Below are 17,502 nucleotides of genomic sequence, written 5' to 3'. Positions count from 1 at the left end.
TGCAGCTATGGCTGACGGTCATGCGTAGCGTTAAAACCAACATTAAAGAGGCAATTAGATAGCCAAAAGACTCACCCCGTTTGTTATTGCCTATGATTTTGATGGTACTGAAGGCCGTTACTACACGATTTATCTTCTCGGCTGGCTCCCACTGGTGCTGTCCATTCTGGAGGTAATCCTGGTTATTCAGGGGCCTTCCAGGCCAGTCCAGGAAATCGGCGTATCGCATAAGATGATTTACGTTCTTTACGTGCAGATTTTACATATGCTGACGTGCGGGCATTCGTGGATTGGGTCATTGAACGCATACAACTTGCCGAGCCACGGTGGCAAATTAGCAACATCATTTAAAGGTTTGCGCTCGCCCCCCTGCTGTCCGGCACACGACTGTTGCCTAGGCAGAGCGATGCTTCGCAACGTGGGTACTACAGCTCACGGCTCCACACCTGACCGACAAGATCCTTGCCGAAGCTGTGATGGGGCGTTTCCTCAACCAGTTCGAAACCCGCCCTTTCATAGATTTTTCGCGCACCAATAAGAACGCTGTTGGTCCACAAGATGATTTTTTTATAGCCAGCTTGGCGGGCGAATCTTAGGCATTCATCGACAAGACGGCCACCTATTCCAAGACCTCGGGCGCAGGGATCGACATAGAGTAACCGCAGCTTTGCGGTCGCTTCGTCCTCCCTAACGACGAACACGGAACCAACGACACTTCCTTGCTTCTCGACGACCCAGCACCGTTCCCATTGCGGGTCATAATCACGCAGATACTTGGCGACGATGTCTGCTGTCAGTGCTTCATATTCACTGTTCCAGCCGTACTCCTGGGCATACAGAACTGCCTGCCGATGGACGATCCATCCCATATCGCCCGGCTGCGGGTCGCGCAGCAGGTAGTTCGAATCGGTATCGCCAAGCAGGCTCTCAATTTGATGCATAGCCTCGATCAACTGGTGTTGCTCAGGCTCCGAAAGCCGCTTGAGCATGGCAACAACTTCGCGCTGCGACGCATCACTCAACGGCAGGTAAGTTTCCCGCCCATGATCAGTCAATTGCAGTTGCGCCGCCCGGCGATCGGAGGGCAAGGGGATCCTGGTGATGAGCCCCTTCTTCTCGAAGCCTTTCAGCACCCGGCTCACGTAACCGGCATTGAGCCCCAGCTCCCGGCAAATATCCGAGCTGGTAAGCATCGGCCGATGCGCCAGCTCATAAAGAATGCGAACCTCCGTTAGCGAGAATGGGCTTTCCAGCAAATGCTCGTGCAGCACACCGATCTGACGCGTGTAGAAACGGTTAAAGCTTCGCACCGTTCCAGCTCGCTCATGCAAGCGTTGTTCTGCGGCCATGGAAGAGGCCTCCAATTAGTTGCCTTAAGCACATAATTAATTGCTTTTGGCAACCATGTCAACAAGATCTCATAAGAAACTACTGACAAAATAAATGAAGCTCTCTCGACTGCGCGACGCCCTGAATATCAAGCGCCACACATCTCCCAAACAGGCATCTCCCACGCAAGCAACACTCAATGAACAAAAACCATCACCACCAGCACCATGGTCAACAATAGCAAGTACACCCTGGCATGAAGACGGTCAGGAAAGCGTCCGATCCAGGTCGACGCCAAGCGGATACCGAGCCATGAGCCCACTGCCAATACCAACAAGGCGCGCAGATCCACATAACCGGCATACCAGTCCCCCAACGCTGGGTGATTTGCCGACAGCAACACATACGTCGCGGTGCCACTCACCGCCATGGGCAACGACAACGGATTGGCCATGGCAGTGGCTGCCGTCATACTCACGCCTCTACGGCGCATGAGCGGTACGGTCATCACGCTGCCGCCAACGCCCAGCAAGGCGGCCACCGCACCAATCACTGTCCCCGTCATCGCCGTTACCCCACGACCCATAGGACGCACATCACTCCCTGACTGATGCAGAAAACCAGGCCGCAGAATAGCATCCGCAATCGTAATACCCAGATAGCCGATAAACGCCCAGCGCACCCATTCCCCGCTCAACGATACGGCAGCCGCTGCGCCCAGCACGGCGCCCACGGCGATATAGCCCACCAGCGGACGCACCAAGTGCCATTGCACGGTTTGCCTTAGATGGTGGCGCCATGTGGATAGGGAAGCAGCAAAGACCATCAACGCCGTCGAGGTGGCTACCGCGATATGCATGGCCGCCTGACCGATACCACTATCCGGCCCATGGACGGAAATCAGCAGGGTATACAGCAAGGGAACCACCACAAACCCACCACCGAAACCGAACAATACGGTGGTCACTCCCGCCAACCCGCCACAAAGAAGCAATACGCTATACACCGGCACTCTCCTGATGAAACGAAACAGCAGGCACTATATGCTGGCGAGAGTTGGTCGACATTCGTCATTCGGACAACCATCAACGCATTTCAGCCAGGTTAACGCTAATGCTCAATACACCTCTTTCAGATGTGGATCATGTAGCAAGGCCCGTGGTGGCCATCGGCACTGATTAAGGAGCGCAGATTGGCCATATCAATTACCAAGCTTAAAAGAGGCTGTTAGTTAATATGAGCATTATTGCCGTTGGTGTCTTGCCAAGATAGATAGCTATCTCCCCACTCTTTCATGGCGTTGAGCACGGGGGCCAGAGTCAGCCCAAGCTCGGTAAGCGAATATTCGACACGTGGGGGAACTTCGGCAAACACTTCTCGAGAGATAATACCGTGCGATTCAAGCTCTCGAAGTTGCAATGTCAACGACCGTTGCGTGACGCCACCGATAAGCTTGCGAAGCTCTCCAAATCGTTTGGTTCCGCTGAGTAGATAGTAAATGATCAGCGGTTTCCATTTTCCGCCAGCAACAGCAACGGTCGCTTCAACAGTGCACCGATACTCATGAGCTTCTTGCTTCTTCATCCGTTATACACCCGCCATTAGTATAAAATATATCCCTATATATCAAATCAGTGCCTACTTTTCAATTCAACCCCTAGTATCTAGAATATCTCTCCCGCAGCAGCTAGTCCTGTGCTGCGCTCTTTTACCTGAAAATCTTGATGGAGCACCCTGATGAAAGCAGCTTACTATGAAGCCCAAGGCAGCGCTCGAGATGTGCTGAAAGTCGGTGAATTACCGACACCAGAACCAGGGTCAGACGAGGTGCGCGTCCGCATCCATGTTTCCGGACTCAACCCAACCGATGTCAAGGCGCGAACTGGTTTCTCTGCAGAAATGCCTTATCCGCGCATCATTCCCCATCAAGATGGCGCAGGGGTTATTGATGCCGTTGGCGCGAACGTGCCACCGGATAGGCTTGGCGAGCGGGTTTGGGTATACGAAGCGCAATACGGTCGAGCGACAGGCACGGCAGCAGAGTTCGTTGTGGTTCCTGCACGTCAGGCGGTTCACTTGCCGGATACGACCTCATTTGAAGTAGGTGCTTCGCTTGGGATTCCGGCGCTAACAGCTCACCGCTGCCTGTTTTCTGATGGCAGCCTAAAAGGTCGGCGAGTGCTGATTCATGGCGGAGCCGGAGTGGTCGGAACAGCAGCAATTCTATTGGCAAAGTGGGCCGGCGCATGGGTTTCAACAACGGTGATGAGCTCTGAACAAGCCACCGTAGCCGAAAAAAATGGCGCTGATCTAGTGATCGACCGAAAGTCGGAAGATGTTGCGAGTATTGTTTTGGAAGCAACAGAAGGACTCGGCGTTGACCATATTGTCGATGTCGCTTTGAAGCCCAATCTTGACATCAACTTGGCCTGTTTGTCCCAAGGTGGGGTTATAAGCGCCTACGCAACCGCCAATGCGACGGATGAGCTTTCCATTCCATTATTGAAGGCCATGATGCATGGTTGCGTCTTCCGTTTCGTGTATATCTACAATGTACCCGATGAGTTGAAACAAATTGCTATAGCGGATATCAACTCGTGCCTTGAGGCCGGATACTACTCGCCAAAAATCGGTTTAAACATGCCTCTTCGGAACATAGTCGAAGCTCACGAGGCATTGGAATCGTCCAACGTTATAGGCAAGGTTCTTGTACACATGTGAGCTGAGATTACTTGAAATCGCGCATGACAACTATCACCACCAGCACTACCGTCAGCAGTAACAGGTACGCCCTAGTATGAATGCGATCAAGAATGCGCCCGCGTGCCATTGCACGGTCTGCAGTAGGTGGTGGCGCCATGTGGACAGGGAAGCGGTAAAGACCATCAACGCATTTCAGCCAGGTTAACGCTAATGCTCAATACGCCTCTTTCAGATGTGGATCATGTTGCACGTCCCATGGTGGCCATCGGCACTGACTACCGCCCCGGTACCCTCCTCGATTTTCATACCCATCGCCGTGCCCAGTTTCTCTATGGCATGACCGGCGTGATGGAAGTTAATACGGATGACGGTACCTGGATGGTGCCGCCCTACAGCGGCGTCTGGCTGCCTGCGGGCAAACGCCACCAAGTGCGCATGAACGGGGTGAGCACCCGAAGCCTGTATATCGAGCCCCACGTTGCGCCACGCACATCGCACAACTGCGAGGTGCTGGTCGTGACGCCTCTCCTGCATCACCTGCTGCTGGCTTCCGCCCACATCCCCGCGCTCTATGATGAAAACGGCCGCGACGGTGCCCTGGCTCAATTACTCCTATACGAACTGGAACAGGCTCAGGCCCTGCCACTATTTGCGCCTTTGCCCCATGACCTTCCGCTCGCCCGCCTGTGCAGAGAGTTTCTCGGCCAGCCGAGCATTCACACTTTTCCGGAGGAGTGGGCGCGGCAGTTACATTGCAGTCAGCGCACCTTCAATCGCCTGTTCCGTCAGCAGACCGGACTCTCCTTTGGGCGATGGCGCCAACAGGCCTGCCTGATGGCGGCAATTCCCAGGCTGCTGTCTGGCAGTTCCGTTACCCGCACCTCACTGGAACTCGGCTACGATAGCCCGGCCGCTTTCTCCAGCATGTTTCGCAAGGTGCTCGGCCAATCTCCAACGGCTTTCGTCCAAGCGGCTCGCCGCCAAAAGGAGTAACTGCCTCAACATACCTAGCTTTTTCAGTTACTCTTCGGCAAGGTGATAACCCCTTGTAGATAAGGGGCCACGCGGCCTTTGATAATCACGCGCTCGCCTTCCACGATGCAGCTAAGCGCGCCTTTTCGGGCGCCGCCCTGGCGTGCGGTTAGCGTTTGCTTGCCTAACCGCTTAGACCAGTAAGGTGCAAGCGACGTATGGGCCGAGCCTGTCACCGGGTCTTCTTCAACGCCCACCTTGGGGCCAAACCAACGGGAAACAAAGTCCACATCATGGCCTTTAGCGGTGACCGCCATCCCCCGCCCCGGCAGCTGTTTAAGCTGCTGCATATCCGGCGCTAACGACTCAATCAATCGCGCATCATTAACCACCACCACGATATCGTCAGAGATCAGCAGTTCCTCAATGTCGATACCGCCGAACGCCGCCGCTACCTCAGCGTGCATTGCCAAGGGTTCTAGCGTTTTCGCGGGAAAATCCATCGCCAGCTCGTCACCCTCACGCTTTACCAATAACTGCCCACTGCGGGTCTGAAATTGCAGAGTTTCTGAGCTATCACCTAGTGCATTAAAAATTACCCACGCCGCCGCCAAAGTGGCATGGCCACACAAATCAACTTCCACCACAGGGGTAAACCAGCGCAGATGGTAGCCTGCCTCCGTAGGTACAAAATACGCGGTCTCGGAAAGGTTATTCTCCGACGCAATGGCTTGCAGCAGCGCATCATCCAGCCATACTTTCAGGGGACAAACGGCCGCGGGATTACCTCCAAAGGGCTGGGAGGCAAAAGCATCTACTTGGTACAGGTCAATTTGCATGGCATTAGCTTCGAGAAAAAAGTTGGGTGGACATAAGGTTTATCAAAAAGCGATATAGCACACTATGAGTGAGCGCATTTAAAAATGTTTAAACTCCACAGCCAATAGGCCGAGCTCTTAACTACGGGGTAATACTCTACCTGTGTGTTTGCCATTCGTATTTTCCAGACGAGCCGACCATTCGCGGTTCCACCAACCAACACGTATTACCCCCAGTCCCCCACCTGCCCTAGCATCATTTCCAGCTCATGACGTTGTTCAGCATGTTCGGTGGTGTTTTCGTTTTTCAGCTTTTTCAGATTGATGAGCTTCTCTTCACCGTCAACACGAGATGCTAAATTATAATTTATCTAATATATTACGTCACTCTAATAATGTGATCCCTTAACCCCAACACTAATTTAAGAAATTTTATGAACAAAGAACATATAAGATATACGGCGAGGTTATTTTCAGCGGCTTTCACAGTGATACTACTAGTGGCGGGCAAACCAAGTTATGCGACCAGTTTAGAGCCGGAAGATGGTTCACAGCGCCAGTACTATATTGGTATGCGCTCTGGCACAGGGGCCTCGGATACTATCACCGATAAGCTAGCTATCGAAAATATCGCTCGCTACGGCCTCAGGACACGAAACAACCATGCGCTTACCCTAAACATTGAGCCACGTTTTCTACGAATCACCTCGGGTGTCAGTGACGTGCTGTATGAAAGTAACCGGTCTAAAGAGCGCGAGCTTAGCAGCGCAAGTACAATGGAAACTGATTTTGGTCTTGAAGTAACCAGCGATGGTAACGCCACACCCAATACAGAAAACAGCGCGTTCTGGAAGACAATAAATTCGCGGCAAGACGCATTCACTTCTGAGCAAGTGGGACAGGCACTCAGCATTCCTGGCCTAATAACTTCACTACCGTTGGAGGCGGGGGCAACGGCCGCTTTAAATGGTTTGCCGTCGCTTCCTGAAATGACACTGACGGTAACTGAGATAACTGACGAATGGATCACTGCCGATATCAGCGCGTCGGAGCATACGCAACCGGTGGTTTTACCCGTTGGAGCCGATGAAAGTGAAGTAACGGCCAACCTTGTCGAAACACATGGCCGCATACGCATTAACCGCGATACCGGCTGGCTCGAGTCGCTGGCGCTTTTTATTGAGCAAGCCGTTCATCATAGCGAGCGGACGGTGCCAAGACATTTACTCCTATATGTAACGGCCCTACCCGACGATACCGCTACCGGCGAGAACTTCCTCGACCTTTTGCGCTTCAGTTCTTCCGGACTGCCTACTAGTCTCAAGGACGATCCCACAACTTACGAGTTCGAGTACACGCTGCCTCAGGTCGAGACTAAAGCGCCCCTAAATAATACCCAGCCGACTGATGATATCGAAACACTCTTTCCTGATCGCGACCAAGCGATCTATAGAATCGATGAAGGAGACAATGTGCTGATACTCAGAGTGCCTTTTAATATCGAAGATCATCAAACGCCAGGCTACGCAAGCTTAAGCGAGCTAACGCTGACGGATGCTCAAGGAGAGAAAATCGAGTTCCCTCTGTTGACCACCGATGTCCTCCAAGGAGTAAGAAATACCGACGGCGTGACCATCGAGATAAGACTGAAGCCATTGGGGTGGAATGAAGTCGACTGGGGTGCTATCCACGGCGTATCGGCAACGCTTGCTTACCGTACTTATACGGTGGAAGAGCAGCTTTTTATCGAACTAGCCGATACGCCCCAAGAGATAACCAGGGGCGAGGCAACAGCAAAAACAATTCCGCTCGAAAGTGAGCCCAGCCAATGGCGCTTGGTGCTTGAAAATCAACAGGATCAACTCATGATTGATCGCAGTGCGGGTTATAAAGACATCAATGCGTTCTCTACCTCCCGACTATACGATTCACCGCTGTCACTGACCGAAAAGAGCCTTTTGTATGGCATAACGGATCCTTTGTCTTGGGTTATGCAATTAAGGCTTGAAGGTGATCCCCAGCGCTTTCCCTTAATCCACGTGAAGTACGCAGACGTGCCAGAATACGTTGATGTCACATTTGAGCCAGGGCTATCCGCGAGGCGTTTGATGGATTGAAGGAGCGCAAGGCCGTCACGCTGGCAGCCGACATGAAGAATTTATCGACAAGCGTGCTCCATGCCTGCAGAGCAGAAAATGCGCCTATCACGGTGCCTATTCGGCTCAAGGGCTAGTCATGATGTGTTCCAAGAACACAAAAGCAAACTGGAGGCACTACGGTGGGGCCTAACCCAAGATGCCGTAGAAACTAGAGCCGGTGTATTCGCAGACGTTTTTTCGACGGATGCCTTAATAAACGGTTTAGATAGCGAAATGCGATGCTTCAGAAAGGGCAGCCAATTGGACTGCCCTTTCTTTCGATGCGCTATGCACGAAAACCAGATACGTAATAAAAGCCAGATCAGCGCTTACCTTCAACACGCAGCTCAGCCACATCATCTAGCGCCAAGCCTGTCGCTTCAGCAATCTGCTCATCGCTAAGCACTCCCAGCTTAAGCAGATTACGAGCTGTTTTCTCAACACCCAGCTTCTCACCTTTCTCAATGCCCAGCTTTTCGCCTTCCTGGCGCTCTTGCTGAGCCCAGTTTTCCAAATTTTCTGCCAACATGTCTTTATTCTCCAACAAACTATTGAACTGTTGGCTACGCGGTCAGCAACTCCATTTCCTCGCGGCTACTAACCGGATGGCGGATCGCCTCTTTGGCTATATTCACTTCTAATGCTACTTTCGCAATATCCAGCACGCCAACATCAATTTGGTAACCCCCTCGGGTCATCAACCAGTCAAGCACCTCCGCCAGGTGCCAGATTGAGGCACTGCCTTCGTGAACCGGTACAGGAAACGTCGCTCGGTGGGTGAGCATCAGCTTTCGCATTGCCTGTCGCGAAACGCCCACAACGTCTGCTACATCCGTCAGGCCAACAAGATCCGGCGAGGCCTCGATCAGCCGCGCGGAAGGGATCGCTTTTTTTACGTCAACCAGGGCAGTGCGAACCGCTTCCTCGGCGCTGCCCGCTTCACGAGAGAATTCCAGCGCCAAGCGGCCCGGCTGCCCTACGCCCACCAGAGCATCATCACAACCGGCGGCGCCCAAACGCTCCACCAGTGCATCTAGGTCGCTGTCGCAGTCAGCCAGTTGGTATTTCAGCGTAAAAATATATTCCATTCTTCAATCCTCCGGCTCCGCTTCGTCTCGACGCTTGTGGGTCGAGCACTTGTCCACCACTCTCCGAATTGCCCGGGCGTGGCTGCCGGGATTTTTCGGTGTACTCCACACGCTCGCGATACAAAACTCACCGCAGCGGCATTCATCATCATTATAGGGACAGTAAATCTTGCCCCAGGCGTGACTACCGCCGACTTCAACTCGCCAGCCCTCCGCTTCCGCATGTTTGAGGGCAGTTTCGATCTCTTTTTTCGGATGTGATGGACGAGTCATTATTTGCCTCTGAGTATGAAGCCCCCTTCAATGGTTGTCAATTGACAACCATTGAAGCAGCAATTCATATGCTTGCCGACGTTCATCTAAATAGATAGACCCAAGTGTCTCTTTTAACTCCCTAATAAAAATTTAAGAAAGAATATCAGTAGGTGCAACACTTAACCTGACGCTGGGGTCTTTCATGGCATGGGGAATGTCTGCCATCCTCAGCAACCAAATACAGAAAGGGCAGCCAATTGGACTGCCCTTTCTTTCGATGCGCTATGCACGAAACCAGATACGTAATAAAAGCCAGATCAGCGCTTACCTTCAACACGCAGCTCAGCCACTGCACCTAGCGCCAAGCCTATCGCTTCAGCAACCTGCTCATCACTAAGCACCTCACGCAGCCAACCCAATAACGCCTCGCTGACTGGGCGTTGAGGTGCGCCTTGGCGTGTGTATAGGGCGATAGAATCGTGCTGGGGCGATTGGTGTCCGGAATCAGTGAATCACTACAGACGGCAGCCCGGGCCATGCTCTAAAACTCTTTTTTGTAGGGCCGGTCGAGTTTGGATTTAACAGCTCATGCGCAGGACACGGCGAGCTGGTGACGTAGGTTAGAAAGGTGCTGAACAGATCCTCCGTAAGACCTTCATTCTTGTAGAGCAGTTTAGTGTCGTAAGGTTGGCGCGGATCCTTGTGTAAACCAACTACTCGCCAACCAATGAAATTGGATGGGCAAAAAGTTATTATCCAGCTAAATAATCTTTCTACCGAATTCATGCACCTTTATATCCTCTAACTGGACACTCTATGCATAATCTATGGATTCCCGTCGTCGCCATTTTCGTCGTTGCTGGCCTGGTATTCGGTAGCCAGGCCTATTCTGAGGCCCAGCGTGATGCCCACATCGCCGCGACTATATCTGAACGCCTCGACAGCCAGGCACCGGCCGAAATCTCCCACTTGACGCAAGTCAACAAGGGCTATGGAGTGTGCGGCGACTATGAGCTTGCACGCACCGAGTCCGGTCGCTTCTACTACAATCACGCCACCAAGCGCCTAGTGTTGGGCACCGATGCCTCGCTGTATCACGACAACTGCGAGGGCGTCTCTGAATGACCCCTTAGAACCTGTTCACGATCTTTTAAGCAGTAACGTGAATGTGCTTAAACCCCATTGCCCTCCTCACGGAGCGCTTTTCTATGCGGCTGCTGATTATCCCAAGCAAGCTGTCATTATCGCAGGCGAACCGCACAGTTATCAGGGGCGCTACTTCTGTTCAGCATGCGGTTCGTCGTTTTTTTCGGTAAGCGAGGAAGAAATCGCAATACACCTTGGCCCCCTTGATTCACCCAATCAACTGAAAGCGACGTATGAGCTTTGGAACATTCGCCGCGAACATTGGTTGCCACAATTTCCAAACGTGGAGCAATACGAACGAGATCGGCAAGATTGAGCAGGTTCAAGGACTGCCGCTTAGGTCAGAAGGTAATCGATCAGCGCTTACCTTCAATACGCGCTTTGTGAGTTCGTACAAACCTCATCAACCAACACCTCACGCAACCAGCCCAATAACGCTTCGCTGCCTGCGCGCTGGGGCGCGCCCTGGCGTGTGTATAGGGCGATAGCATCGTGCTGGGGCAAGCTCTCGGCCACCGGGCGGATCAGTTCGCCATTTTCAATTAATCGTTGCGTCGTGCGCCGCCATCCCAAGGCGATACCGTGCCCCGCGACAGCCGCTTGCAGTAGCAGTGGATAACTGTCGAACACAGCACTCTCCGCTGATGAGAGTTCAAAGTGCCCCATGGCACGAAACCAGTCATCCCACTCCAGCCAATCCGGCGGTTCAGCGTGGTGGTGCAGTAGCCGCTGGTTCAGCAACGCATTGAGATTCAACGGCGTAGTTGCACCTTTCAGGTAAGCAGGGCTGCAGACCGGAAATATCTCGTCCTCGGCGGTAAACACCAATCGATGGCTCCCGCTAGGCCTACCGTTGGTTTGCAGCGCAATGTCGAAGCTGCCACTAAATTCGGCAATCGGCCTTGTCGAGGTCGCCAGTTGAATCTCAATCTCAGGATAGCGACGATTGAAGTCAGCCAGCTGTGGCATCAGCCAATAGAACGCTTCGCATAACTGGCAGAACAACACGACGCGCTTATCATTTGGGTCGCCGCGCAGCTCCTGAGCCCCCGTGGCGACACTTTCCAGCGCCTGGGAGACCGTACGGCCAAATTCACGCCCTTCGCGGGTAAGAAACACACTGCGATTACGGCGCTCGAAAAGCATCACGCCAAGGTCTTCCTCCAGAGCACGGATCTGTCGACTGATAGCCGCCTGGGTCAGGTGGAGTTCATCGGCCGCGCGCGAAAAGCTTTCCAGCCTGGCGGCTGCCTCAAAGGGGCGCAGCGTCGCCAGCGGCGGAAGAGACTTGATGAAGTTATCCATAATCTGAGCTCATGCATTGTGACGCAGAAGTCGTTTGAAGCACTGCTAGAGGCAGCGGCATTCTAGAGCGAAATTCATCTCTGGAATGCTGCAATGAAGGCCACCGCTGAACCACAAGATAATATCCTACAGGGCATAAGCCTTATCGTGGGGGCTGTCTTTCTGCTGGCGTTGACTGACGCCCTGGTTAAGTATCTAAGTGCCAGTATGTCGCTATGGCAACTCTATGTCATCGCCTCAACACTATCGCTGCCGATACTTTTTGGATTGATCATTGGCCATTCTGGCCCCCGACCCAAGGTAAAATCACACCGCTGGGTGGCGATAAGAAGCCTGCTTCTGCTGTTGATGTGGATAGCCTACTACGCAGCACTGCCGCTGATTCCGCTCTCGGTGGCGGCGGTCGCCATCTACACCACGCCGCTGTTTATTGCCGTGCTGGCTGCTTTTGGGGCAGGAGAGCATCTTTCACGCCAGGCGTGGCTAGGCATCTTCTGCGGTTTCCTGGGCGTGGTGGTGGTGTTGCGCCCTGGCGGCGAAACCTTCACACCTGCGACACTGCTACCCGTGCTTGCCGCCCTCTTTTATGCGCTAGCCATGCTGGTCACTCGCCACCACTGCCAAAGAGAGCACCCCTTACTTCTCACCCTGGGATTAAATCTAGCCTTCCTGGCAGCAGGCAGTCTCTTCAGTGTGCTGGTGGCAATCAACAGCACAGCAACACTCGCCGAACGCGCGCCTTTCCTGTTCGCCGGTTGGCAACCGCTAGACGCCACAGCGTTATTGATCGTGGGCGCCTACGCCCTACTACTGATCATTGTGAATACCGGGGTGGCAAGGGCCTATCAAATTGCCCCTTCGGCGTTGATCGGCACCTTTGATTACGCCTACCTCATCTTTGCCAGCCTTTGGGGCTACCTGCTATTCAGCGAAGTACCCGATGCCATGACCTGGCTGGGTATGGGCATGATCTTAATGGCGGGAGTGATGGTGTTACGGCAACGGCGGGGCTGACGCCTATTTCTTGATGAACTACCGAAAAGCCTTCGGTAGTTGCTTAACCAGCATCACCAAATTCCTTTACCACCTCAGTTATTCAGATCATATCTTGAGCCGATTATGGTTTATATTCGGCTCATAGGTCAGTCAATGGCAGATAAGAATAGCAAGGAACTGTATAGCTCTATCCAACGGTGTCGGTTCCTCACTATGTCTGCGAAGCACCACCATCAGCAAACAATTCCACCCCGTTAACATAGCTGGCGGCATCGCTGGCCAGGAAGGCAGCAACGGAGGCAATCTCCTCCGGTTCACCGATGCGCCCTAGCGGACTTTTGGCTGTCAGGAACGCCATGCCTTCCTCGGCGTGCTCGCCGAATGCCTCGCGCAATGAAGCTGTGTTGGTGGGCCCAGGGCTCAGGATATTGATGCGAATACCCGTTCCCTTCAGCTCCGCCACCCAACTGCGCACCATGTTGCGCACGGCCGCCTTGGTGCCACCATAGATGCTCATGGTCGGCCCTGGGTCTATTGAGGACGAGGAACCAACGATCACAATGCTGGCACCAGAGCCCATCAATCCCAGCGCCCCCTGAACGGTCAGCACCACGCCTTTAACGTTGGTCGAGAGCTGCTGGTCGATCTGTTCCTCGGTGATCTGCCCAAGCGGTGCGTGGCTGCCGCCACCGGCATTGGCCACCAGAATATCGATACGCCCAAAGCGGTTTTTCACGGACTCATAGAAAGATGCCAAGCTCGCAGCACTGGCGACATCAGCCACTATCCCCGTAGCGCTGCTGCCCAACCGTTGCACAGCTTCATCCAATACCGTCTGCCGCCTCCCCGTTATCACGACATCGGCTCCGTCATCGATCAAGCGCTTGGCGATGGCAAACCCGATACCACTACTGCCACCGGTCACAACAGCAACGTTACGGTTCATATCTTGTTTCACAGTATCACCTTTCAGTTTGTAGTAGTCACTAAAGCAGTGCTATAGTGACTACTACAAACCAAAGAGTCAATCGGTATCGTCAACATGAAAAGCAAACCATCCAATACAGGTACTGGCGAACGTGTGGCAGAACGCTCACCACGACGCCCCTTCGACAGAGAGGCGGGCGTTGCCGTTGCAAAAGATCTATTTCACGAACGCGGCTACGACGCGGTAGGGGTTGCCGAGCTCACCCGGGCACTGGGCATCAACCCGCCTAGCCTCTACGCCGCCTATGGCAACAAGGCGGGCCTATACGAACGCTGCCTAGAAATCTATGTGGCAGAAGCCAACCTGCCAGCAGACAAGATCCTGACGCCCGACCGGCCTCTGTCGGAAGCGATCAATGATTTACTGCGGCAAGCCGTGCGGCTCTACACCAAGTCAAAAGCCAAGCGTGGCTGCATGGTGGCTGAAGGCATGCGCGCCGATGATCCTCAAGCCCGGCAACTGGCCAACGCCTATGGCGACGCAGCGGCGGACTTTATCGAGGGCTACATCAAGAGAAGTCAGCCGCAACAAGCACGAAAACTTGCCGATTACGTCGTGACGACACTGCAAGGTCTTTCAGCAGGCGCGCGCGCTGGCCGCTCAAGGGCTCGCCTGCTTGCCGTAGCCGAACTGGCTGGCCAGGCCTTCGCAACCTTTCTTCATACACCCGATGAGAGCAAAGACACATGAGTATTCTTGACCATGTCGAGTTCGCCGTACGCGATGCGGAAATATCGCAATGCTTCTACGAACAGGCGCTAGCCCCGCTGGGCTTCAGCCGAATTATCACCGTAGGGCCAGACCGCACACGCAGCGGCGGCACACGGCATGGCTTTGGGATGGAGGGCTACCCACGGCTATGGATACACGACAACGAGCAGCCGGGCGAAGGCGTTCATATCGCCTTCGCCGCAGCAAAACGAGCCATTGTCGATGAGTTTTATCGCGCCGCGCTGGCAGCGGGTGGGGGGGATAACGGCGCACCAGGCATTCGCACCCACTATCACGACAACTACTACGCCGCCTATGTCCTGGATCCCGATGGCGTCAACGTGGAAGTGGTCTGTCAGCAGGTCAACTGATGGGAATATCAGTGATTAGCGTATCGGCGATGCTCTCGGCAAAGCCGTTGCCGAACAGGCCCGCAGGGCTCTGGAAGCCAGGCTGCACCTCACCTGCAAGTACTCGCCGGGCTGCCTCTGCCGCCGCCATGGCCGTGAAGGTGTAACCGTTCACCGTATCAAGCACCGAGCGCGCCACCGAACCGTCCACATCGGTCACTTCGACAACCGCATGGTAGCGGTTCGCCGCCCGCTCATCGGAACTGGGCCCCGCTGGGAGTTCGTTGGCATCTCCATCGGGGAACGCACCCGCCGCCACGTGCACGAAGGTTTCGATATCACGCACGCCTGTCGCCTGGTGAAGTGTCACGAGATCGGGCAGCGTGACAGGGAACGACGATAGCGGGCCCTCGCCAAAATCGAAATCACGCACCTCCTCTGGGCTGCGTGCAACGAGTTCGCCGCCAACCAGATGAAGCGTCTCCGTCGTGATGTTCTGGCTCGCGCTGGTCACCGACCCTCTCGACATCCCCCCCGCCACCTGCAAGGCGATACTGATCGTGCGGGGATGGGTGACCCGCGCCACGGCATGCCCCGCCAAGCTTCCCAGCATCGCGACGCTACCACCACTTCCCGGCAGCAGCATGACACCCGCAGCACGCGCCTGCCCGTCGAGCGCCAACGCCTGCCGGTAGGTATCGAGTTCCGCCGAGAAATCAAGGTAGTGCACGCCAGCACGAAGGGCGGCCGACATCAGCGACTTGGCCGTGTCCATAAAAGGCCCGGCGGCGTTGAGCAGAACAGAGATGCCTTCAAGTCCCCTTGCGATTGCCTCCGGATCATCGAGCGAAAAGAGCCGAATATCAGCGCCTAAACGCCCTGCCAATATGTCCAGCGACTCACGATCCTTCGCACGCCCTGCGACAACCAGGTGAATACCTGCGGATGCAGCGTGCTCTGCCGCCATGCCACCGGTGTAACCGGCGGCGCCATAGATCATCAATGTTTTCATGGTCAGTGCTGCCAGCTTTTGTAGACAAACTCTAGGCTATAGCCGTCAAGATCCCTCACCTGCGCGGCATAATAGCGGGGGTCATAGTGGAGCTGAGGCCCAGGTGGATGGATCTCGGTGGCGCCCGCAGCCATGGCTTCGGCATAAGCGGCATTGACCTCCGCCTCGGACGCTGCCACGAAGCCCACATGCACCGCATCGGGCGCCGCCTCTCCCTGCCTTAGCCAGAAAAACACACGCCCCTTGGCACCGAACCCCTTCAGATCGGGGTGGCCAGGCGGGCCATCATGGCCGTCAAAGTCGTGGCGGTTGGTAATTCCCAGGAGGGGTAGCACCCGCTGGTAAAAAACGATGGAGCGCTCGGTATCGCTCACGGTGAGGAAAACATGATCAAGCATGAGACACTCCTTTAGATGGCGTAGCCACCGGCAAGCGCAGTGCCGTGCTTGCGCCGATACCCCGGCTACCTCCGGTAATGACGATAGTGCTCATGTGACGCTCCAGTGAGATTTAGTCTCCCCATCATAGGCACCTGCTCACCTAACGCCCCGCCTGTTCCTACCGCAATCCTGCCTATTCCTGCTTTTCGCTTGCCCCTGCTCCTAGTCTGGCATTCAATAGCGCCATGAAAGAACAACTCAACGAACTCCGCCAACTGGCTGCCCATGCGCATAACCGACGTACCGAAACCGGTATTCCCCGGGTGGCGATGGTGCAAGGTACCATTCCGGAACACGAGCTTGCCGCCGTGTACGACCCCATGGTCAACCTGATCCTGCAGGGCAGCAAATCCATGACCGTGGGCGGGCGCACCCTGCACTACGACCCCGCGACCTATTTTGTGATGTCAGTTGATCTGCCTGCAGCGGGGGTTGTACGTAGTAGCAACTCGGGAGAACCCTACCTTGCGGTAAGCCTGACGCTGGACGCCACCCTATTGGCTGGCCTGCTCTCGGAACTGCCTAATGCTGGCAGCAGCGCCGGGCATGCAACGGGGTTTTCCGTAGCAGCAGTGACGCCGGAACTGCTCGATGCCTGGGTGCGCATGTTGCGCCTGATGGAGCAGCCAGCCGACATTGCGGCGCTTGCACCCGCCTACGAGCGCGAGATTCTTTACCGGGTGCTTCAGGGGCCAATGGGCTGGATGCTGCGCGACATCGCCACACCAGACACCGCCCTGGCACGGGTGCACCAGGTCATTCAGCGACTTCGTAACGACTATGCACGGCCCTTACGGATGGAGGCACTGGCCAAGGAAGCAGCCATGAGCGTCTCTGCGTTCCACCGCCATTTCAAAGCCGTAACGGCGCTCAGTCCCTTGCAGTATCAGAAGCAGGTGCGGCTACTTAAGGCTCGAACACTACTGATTTCCACCGGTTACAGTGTCACGGAGGCAGCTCACGCAGTGGGATACGAAAGCTCCACGCAGTTTGGAAGGGAATACGCTCGCGCTTTCGGCCAGCCCCCGGCGAAAGATGCTGCGCGGATTGTTGAGCAGATGAAGTCTAGATAACTCGGCTAGGCCCATTCAGGGTAGAGCGCTGTGTTTAACACTCGCCAAGCGTGCACCCTGAATAGCTTTCAAAGATTTGCTGCTGGCATCTTTTCAGGCGAGCCGCCCATTGGCGCTACCACCTACCACTACACTCGCCGCTGTTGAAGGGGACGAAAACGAAAACCCTGTGTGATTT

General features: G+C 54.7%; 20 protein-coding genes. 9 read left to right on the top strand and 11 right to left on the bottom strand.

All coding sequences use genetic code 11. The annotated features are described in order from the left end of the window. Positions 1–425: 425 nt before the first annotated feature. The 3 genes from ACW17M_RS11895 to ACW17M_RS11885 all read right to left on the bottom strand — a co-directional run bounded on the left by ACW17M_RS11895 (position 426) and on the right by ACW17M_RS11885 (position 2,913). Positions 426–1,349 (bottom strand): bifunctional helix-turn-helix transcriptional regulator/GNAT family N-acetyltransferase, encoded by a 924-nt coding sequence (locus tag ACW17M_RS11895; RefSeq protein WP_022519737.1) that lies wholly within the window; start codon positions 1,347–1,349, stop codon positions 426–428. 176 nt (positions 1,350–1,525) lie between these two features. Continuing rightward, positions 1,526–2,335 carry a sulfite exporter TauE/SafE family protein gene (locus ACW17M_RS11890; protein ID WP_457547466.1) on the bottom strand — a complete coding sequence of 270 codons (810 nt, stop codon included), beginning with the start codon at positions 2,333–2,335 and terminating at the stop codon, positions 1,526–1,528. 221 nt (positions 2,336–2,556) lie between these two features. Then, positions 2,557–2,913, bottom strand: a complete 357-nt coding sequence (locus ACW17M_RS11885) for a winged helix-turn-helix transcriptional regulator (protein ID WP_027957297.1) — start codon at positions 2,911–2,913, stop codon at positions 2,557–2,559. 153 nt (positions 2,914–3,066) lie between these two features. Between ACW17M_RS11885 and ACW17M_RS11880 the strand changes: the two genes are divergently transcribed. Next, positions 3,067–4,050 carry an NADPH:quinone reductase gene (locus tag ACW17M_RS11880; RefSeq protein WP_027957298.1) on the top strand — a complete coding sequence of 328 codons (984 nt, stop codon included), beginning with the start codon at positions 3,067–3,069 and terminating at the stop codon, positions 4,048–4,050. Positions 4,051–4,242: 192 nt separating this feature from the next. Continuing rightward, a complete protein-coding gene (locus tag ACW17M_RS11875) occupies positions 4,243–5,025 on the top strand; it encodes an AraC family transcriptional regulator (protein WP_427769875.1) in 783 nt (260 codons plus the stop codon). A gap of 23 nt (positions 5,026–5,048) precedes the next feature. Here the strand turns inward: ACW17M_RS11875 and ACW17M_RS11870 are convergent, their stop codons facing one another. Beyond that, positions 5,049–5,843 carry a PhzF family phenazine biosynthesis protein gene (locus tag ACW17M_RS11870; protein ID WP_400668075.1) on the bottom strand — a complete coding sequence of 265 codons (795 nt, stop codon included), beginning with the start codon at positions 5,841–5,843 and terminating at the stop codon, positions 5,049–5,051. A 479-nt stretch (positions 5,844–6,322) separates the two neighbouring features. On the opposite strand from ACW17M_RS11870, the gene ACW17M_RS11865 reads away from it, so the two are divergent. After that, on the top strand, positions 6,323–7,939 hold the full coding sequence (locus tag ACW17M_RS11865; RefSeq protein WP_457547465.1) for a hypothetical protein: 1,617 nt from the start codon (positions 6,323–6,325) through the stop codon (positions 7,937–7,939). A gap of 343 nt (positions 7,940–8,282) precedes the next feature. On the opposite strand, the gene ACW17M_RS11860 is transcribed toward ACW17M_RS11865, so the two are convergent. The 3 genes from ACW17M_RS11860 to ACW17M_RS11850 are packed head-to-tail and all read right to left on the bottom strand — an operon-like array spanning position 8,283 to position 9,321. Further along, positions 8,283–8,489, bottom strand: a complete 207-nt coding sequence (locus ACW17M_RS11860; RefSeq protein ID WP_400668069.1) for an RpnC/YadD family protein — start codon at positions 8,487–8,489, stop codon at positions 8,283–8,285. A gap of 34 nt (positions 8,490–8,523) precedes the next feature. Beyond that, positions 8,524–9,048: a helix-turn-helix transcriptional regulator gene (locus tag ACW17M_RS11855; protein WP_457547464.1), complete on the bottom strand. Its 525-nt coding sequence runs from the start codon at positions 9,046–9,048 to the stop codon at positions 8,524–8,526. A gap of 3 nt (positions 9,049–9,051) precedes the next feature. Beyond that, positions 9,052–9,321, bottom strand: coding sequence for a hypothetical protein (locus ACW17M_RS11850; protein WP_081742660.1), 270 nt, complete (start codon positions 9,319–9,321; stop codon positions 9,052–9,054). 798 nt (positions 9,322–10,119) lie between these two features. On the opposite strand from ACW17M_RS11850, the gene ACW17M_RS11845 reads away from it, so the two are divergent. Beyond that, positions 10,120–10,428 (top strand): hypothetical protein, encoded by a 309-nt coding sequence (locus ACW17M_RS11845; RefSeq protein WP_457547463.1) that lies wholly within the window; start codon positions 10,120–10,122, stop codon positions 10,426–10,428. Beyond that, complete coding sequence (locus ACW17M_RS11840) at positions 10,385–10,765, top strand: GFA family protein (RefSeq protein WP_457547462.1); 381 nt, start codon at positions 10,385–10,387, stop codon at positions 10,763–10,765. The genes ACW17M_RS11845 and ACW17M_RS11840 overlap by 44 nt, the downstream gene beginning before the upstream one ends. A gap of 53 nt (positions 10,766–10,818) precedes the next feature. Here the strand turns inward: ACW17M_RS11840 and ACW17M_RS11835 are convergent, their stop codons facing one another. Further along, a complete protein-coding gene (locus ACW17M_RS11835) occupies positions 10,819–11,754 on the bottom strand; it encodes a LysR substrate-binding domain-containing protein (protein ID WP_457547461.1) in 936 nt (311 codons plus the stop codon). A 93-nt stretch (positions 11,755–11,847) separates the two neighbouring features. Here ACW17M_RS11835 and ACW17M_RS11830 point away from each other — a divergent pair, with 93 nt between their 5' ends. Next, positions 11,848–12,768, top strand: coding sequence for a DMT family transporter (locus ACW17M_RS11830; RefSeq protein ID WP_457547460.1), 921 nt, complete (start codon positions 11,848–11,850; stop codon positions 12,766–12,768). A gap of 193 nt (positions 12,769–12,961) precedes the next feature. Here the strand turns inward: ACW17M_RS11830 and ACW17M_RS11825 are convergent, their stop codons facing one another. Then, positions 12,962–13,708, bottom strand: coding sequence for an SDR family NAD(P)-dependent oxidoreductase (locus ACW17M_RS11825; RefSeq protein WP_457547459.1), 747 nt, complete (start codon positions 13,706–13,708; stop codon positions 12,962–12,964). 84 nt (positions 13,709–13,792) lie between these two features. Between ACW17M_RS11825 and ACW17M_RS11820 the strand changes: the two genes are divergently transcribed. Together ACW17M_RS11820 and ACW17M_RS11815 are read left to right on the top strand one after the other, a co-directional pair. Further along, positions 13,793–14,428 carry a TetR/AcrR family transcriptional regulator gene (locus tag ACW17M_RS11820; RefSeq protein WP_457547458.1) on the top strand — a complete coding sequence of 212 codons (636 nt, stop codon included), beginning with the start codon at positions 13,793–13,795 and terminating at the stop codon, positions 14,426–14,428. After that, positions 14,425–14,820 (top strand): VOC family protein, encoded by a 396-nt coding sequence (locus tag ACW17M_RS11815; RefSeq protein ID WP_457547457.1) that lies wholly within the window; start codon positions 14,425–14,427, stop codon positions 14,818–14,820. The genes ACW17M_RS11820 and ACW17M_RS11815 overlap by 4 nt, the downstream gene beginning before the upstream one ends. On the opposite strand, the gene ACW17M_RS11810 is transcribed toward ACW17M_RS11815, so the two are convergent. Both ACW17M_RS11810 and ACW17M_RS11805 read right to left on the bottom strand, forming a co-directional pair. After that, positions 14,813–15,811, bottom strand: a complete 999-nt coding sequence (locus ACW17M_RS11810; protein ID WP_457547456.1) for a saccharopine dehydrogenase NADP-binding domain-containing protein — start codon at positions 15,809–15,811, stop codon at positions 14,813–14,815. The two genes, ACW17M_RS11815 and ACW17M_RS11810, sit on opposite strands and share 8 nt — an antisense overlap. Before the next feature lie 2 nt (positions 15,812–15,813). Further along, the gene (locus tag ACW17M_RS11805) at positions 15,814–16,209 is read right to left on the bottom strand and encodes a VOC family protein (protein ID WP_457547455.1); all 396 of its coding nucleotides are present in this window, start codon (positions 16,207–16,209) and stop codon (positions 15,814–15,816) included. A 227-nt stretch (positions 16,210–16,436) separates the two neighbouring features. On the opposite strand from ACW17M_RS11805, the gene ACW17M_RS11800 reads away from it, so the two are divergent. Further along, positions 16,437–17,324, top strand: coding sequence for an AraC family transcriptional regulator N-terminal domain-containing protein (locus ACW17M_RS11800; protein ID WP_457547454.1), 888 nt, complete (start codon positions 16,437–16,439; stop codon positions 17,322–17,324). Positions 17,325–17,502: the final 178 nt, after the last annotated feature.

Source organism: Vreelandella sp. 2A-K22, assembly GCF_054065485.1.
Note: the sequence above shows the minus strand (reverse complement) of the source record. Positions and strands in the feature narration are given on the sequence as shown.

Excerpts from the sequence above, each read along its gene's own strand:
- ACW17M_RS11895 (WP_022519737.1), bottom strand. The coding sequence starts at position 1,349 with ATGGCCGCAGAACAACGCTTGCATGAGCGAGCTGGAACGGTGCGAAGC.
- ACW17M_RS11885 (WP_027957297.1), bottom strand. The coding sequence starts at position 2,913 with ATGAAGAAGCAAGAAGCTCATGAGTATCGGTGCACTGTTGAAGCGACC.
- ACW17M_RS11880 (WP_027957298.1), top strand. The coding sequence starts at position 3,067 with ATGAAAGCAGCTTACTATGAAGCCCAAGGCAGCGCTCGAGATGTGCTG.
- ACW17M_RS11875 (WP_427769875.1), top strand. The coding sequence starts at position 4,243 with ATGCTCAATACGCCTCTTTCAGATGTGGATCATGTTGCACGTCCCATG.
- ACW17M_RS11870 (WP_400668075.1), bottom strand. The coding sequence starts at position 5,843 with ATGCAAATTGACCTGTACCAAGTAGATGCTTTTGCCTCCCAGCCCTTT.
- ACW17M_RS11860 (WP_400668069.1), bottom strand. The coding sequence starts at position 8,489 with ATGTTGGCAGAAAATTTGGAAAACTGGGCTCAGCAAGAGCGCCAGGAA.
- ACW17M_RS11855 (WP_457547464.1), bottom strand. The coding sequence starts at position 9,048 with ATGGAATATATTTTTACGCTGAAATACCAACTGGCTGACTGCGACAGC.
- ACW17M_RS11850 (WP_081742660.1), bottom strand. The coding sequence starts at position 9,321 with ATGACTCGTCCATCACATCCGAAAAAAGAGATCGAAACTGCCCTCAAA.
- ACW17M_RS11845 (WP_457547463.1), top strand. The coding sequence starts at position 10,120 with ATGCATAATCTATGGATTCCCGTCGTCGCCATTTTCGTCGTTGCTGGC.
- ACW17M_RS11840 (WP_457547462.1), top strand. The coding sequence starts at position 10,385 with ATGCCTCGCTGTATCACGACAACTGCGAGGGCGTCTCTGAATGACCCC.
- ACW17M_RS11835 (WP_457547461.1), bottom strand. The coding sequence starts at position 11,754 with ATGGATAACTTCATCAAGTCTCTTCCGCCGCTGGCGACGCTGCGCCCC.
- ACW17M_RS11830 (WP_457547460.1), top strand. The coding sequence starts at position 11,848 with ATGAAGGCCACCGCTGAACCACAAGATAATATCCTACAGGGCATAAGC.
- ACW17M_RS11820 (WP_457547458.1), top strand. The coding sequence starts at position 13,793 with ATGAAAAGCAAACCATCCAATACAGGTACTGGCGAACGTGTGGCAGAA.
- ACW17M_RS11815 (WP_457547457.1), top strand. The coding sequence starts at position 14,425 with ATGAGTATTCTTGACCATGTCGAGTTCGCCGTACGCGATGCGGAAATA.
- ACW17M_RS11810 (WP_457547456.1), bottom strand. The coding sequence starts at position 15,811 with ATGAAAACATTGATGATCTATGGCGCCGCCGGTTACACCGGTGGCATG.
- ACW17M_RS11805 (WP_457547455.1), bottom strand. The coding sequence starts at position 16,209 with ATGCTTGATCATGTTTTCCTCACCGTGAGCGATACCGAGCGCTCCATC.
- ACW17M_RS11800 (WP_457547454.1), top strand. The coding sequence starts at position 16,437 with ATGAAAGAACAACTCAACGAACTCCGCCAACTGGCTGCCCATGCGCAT.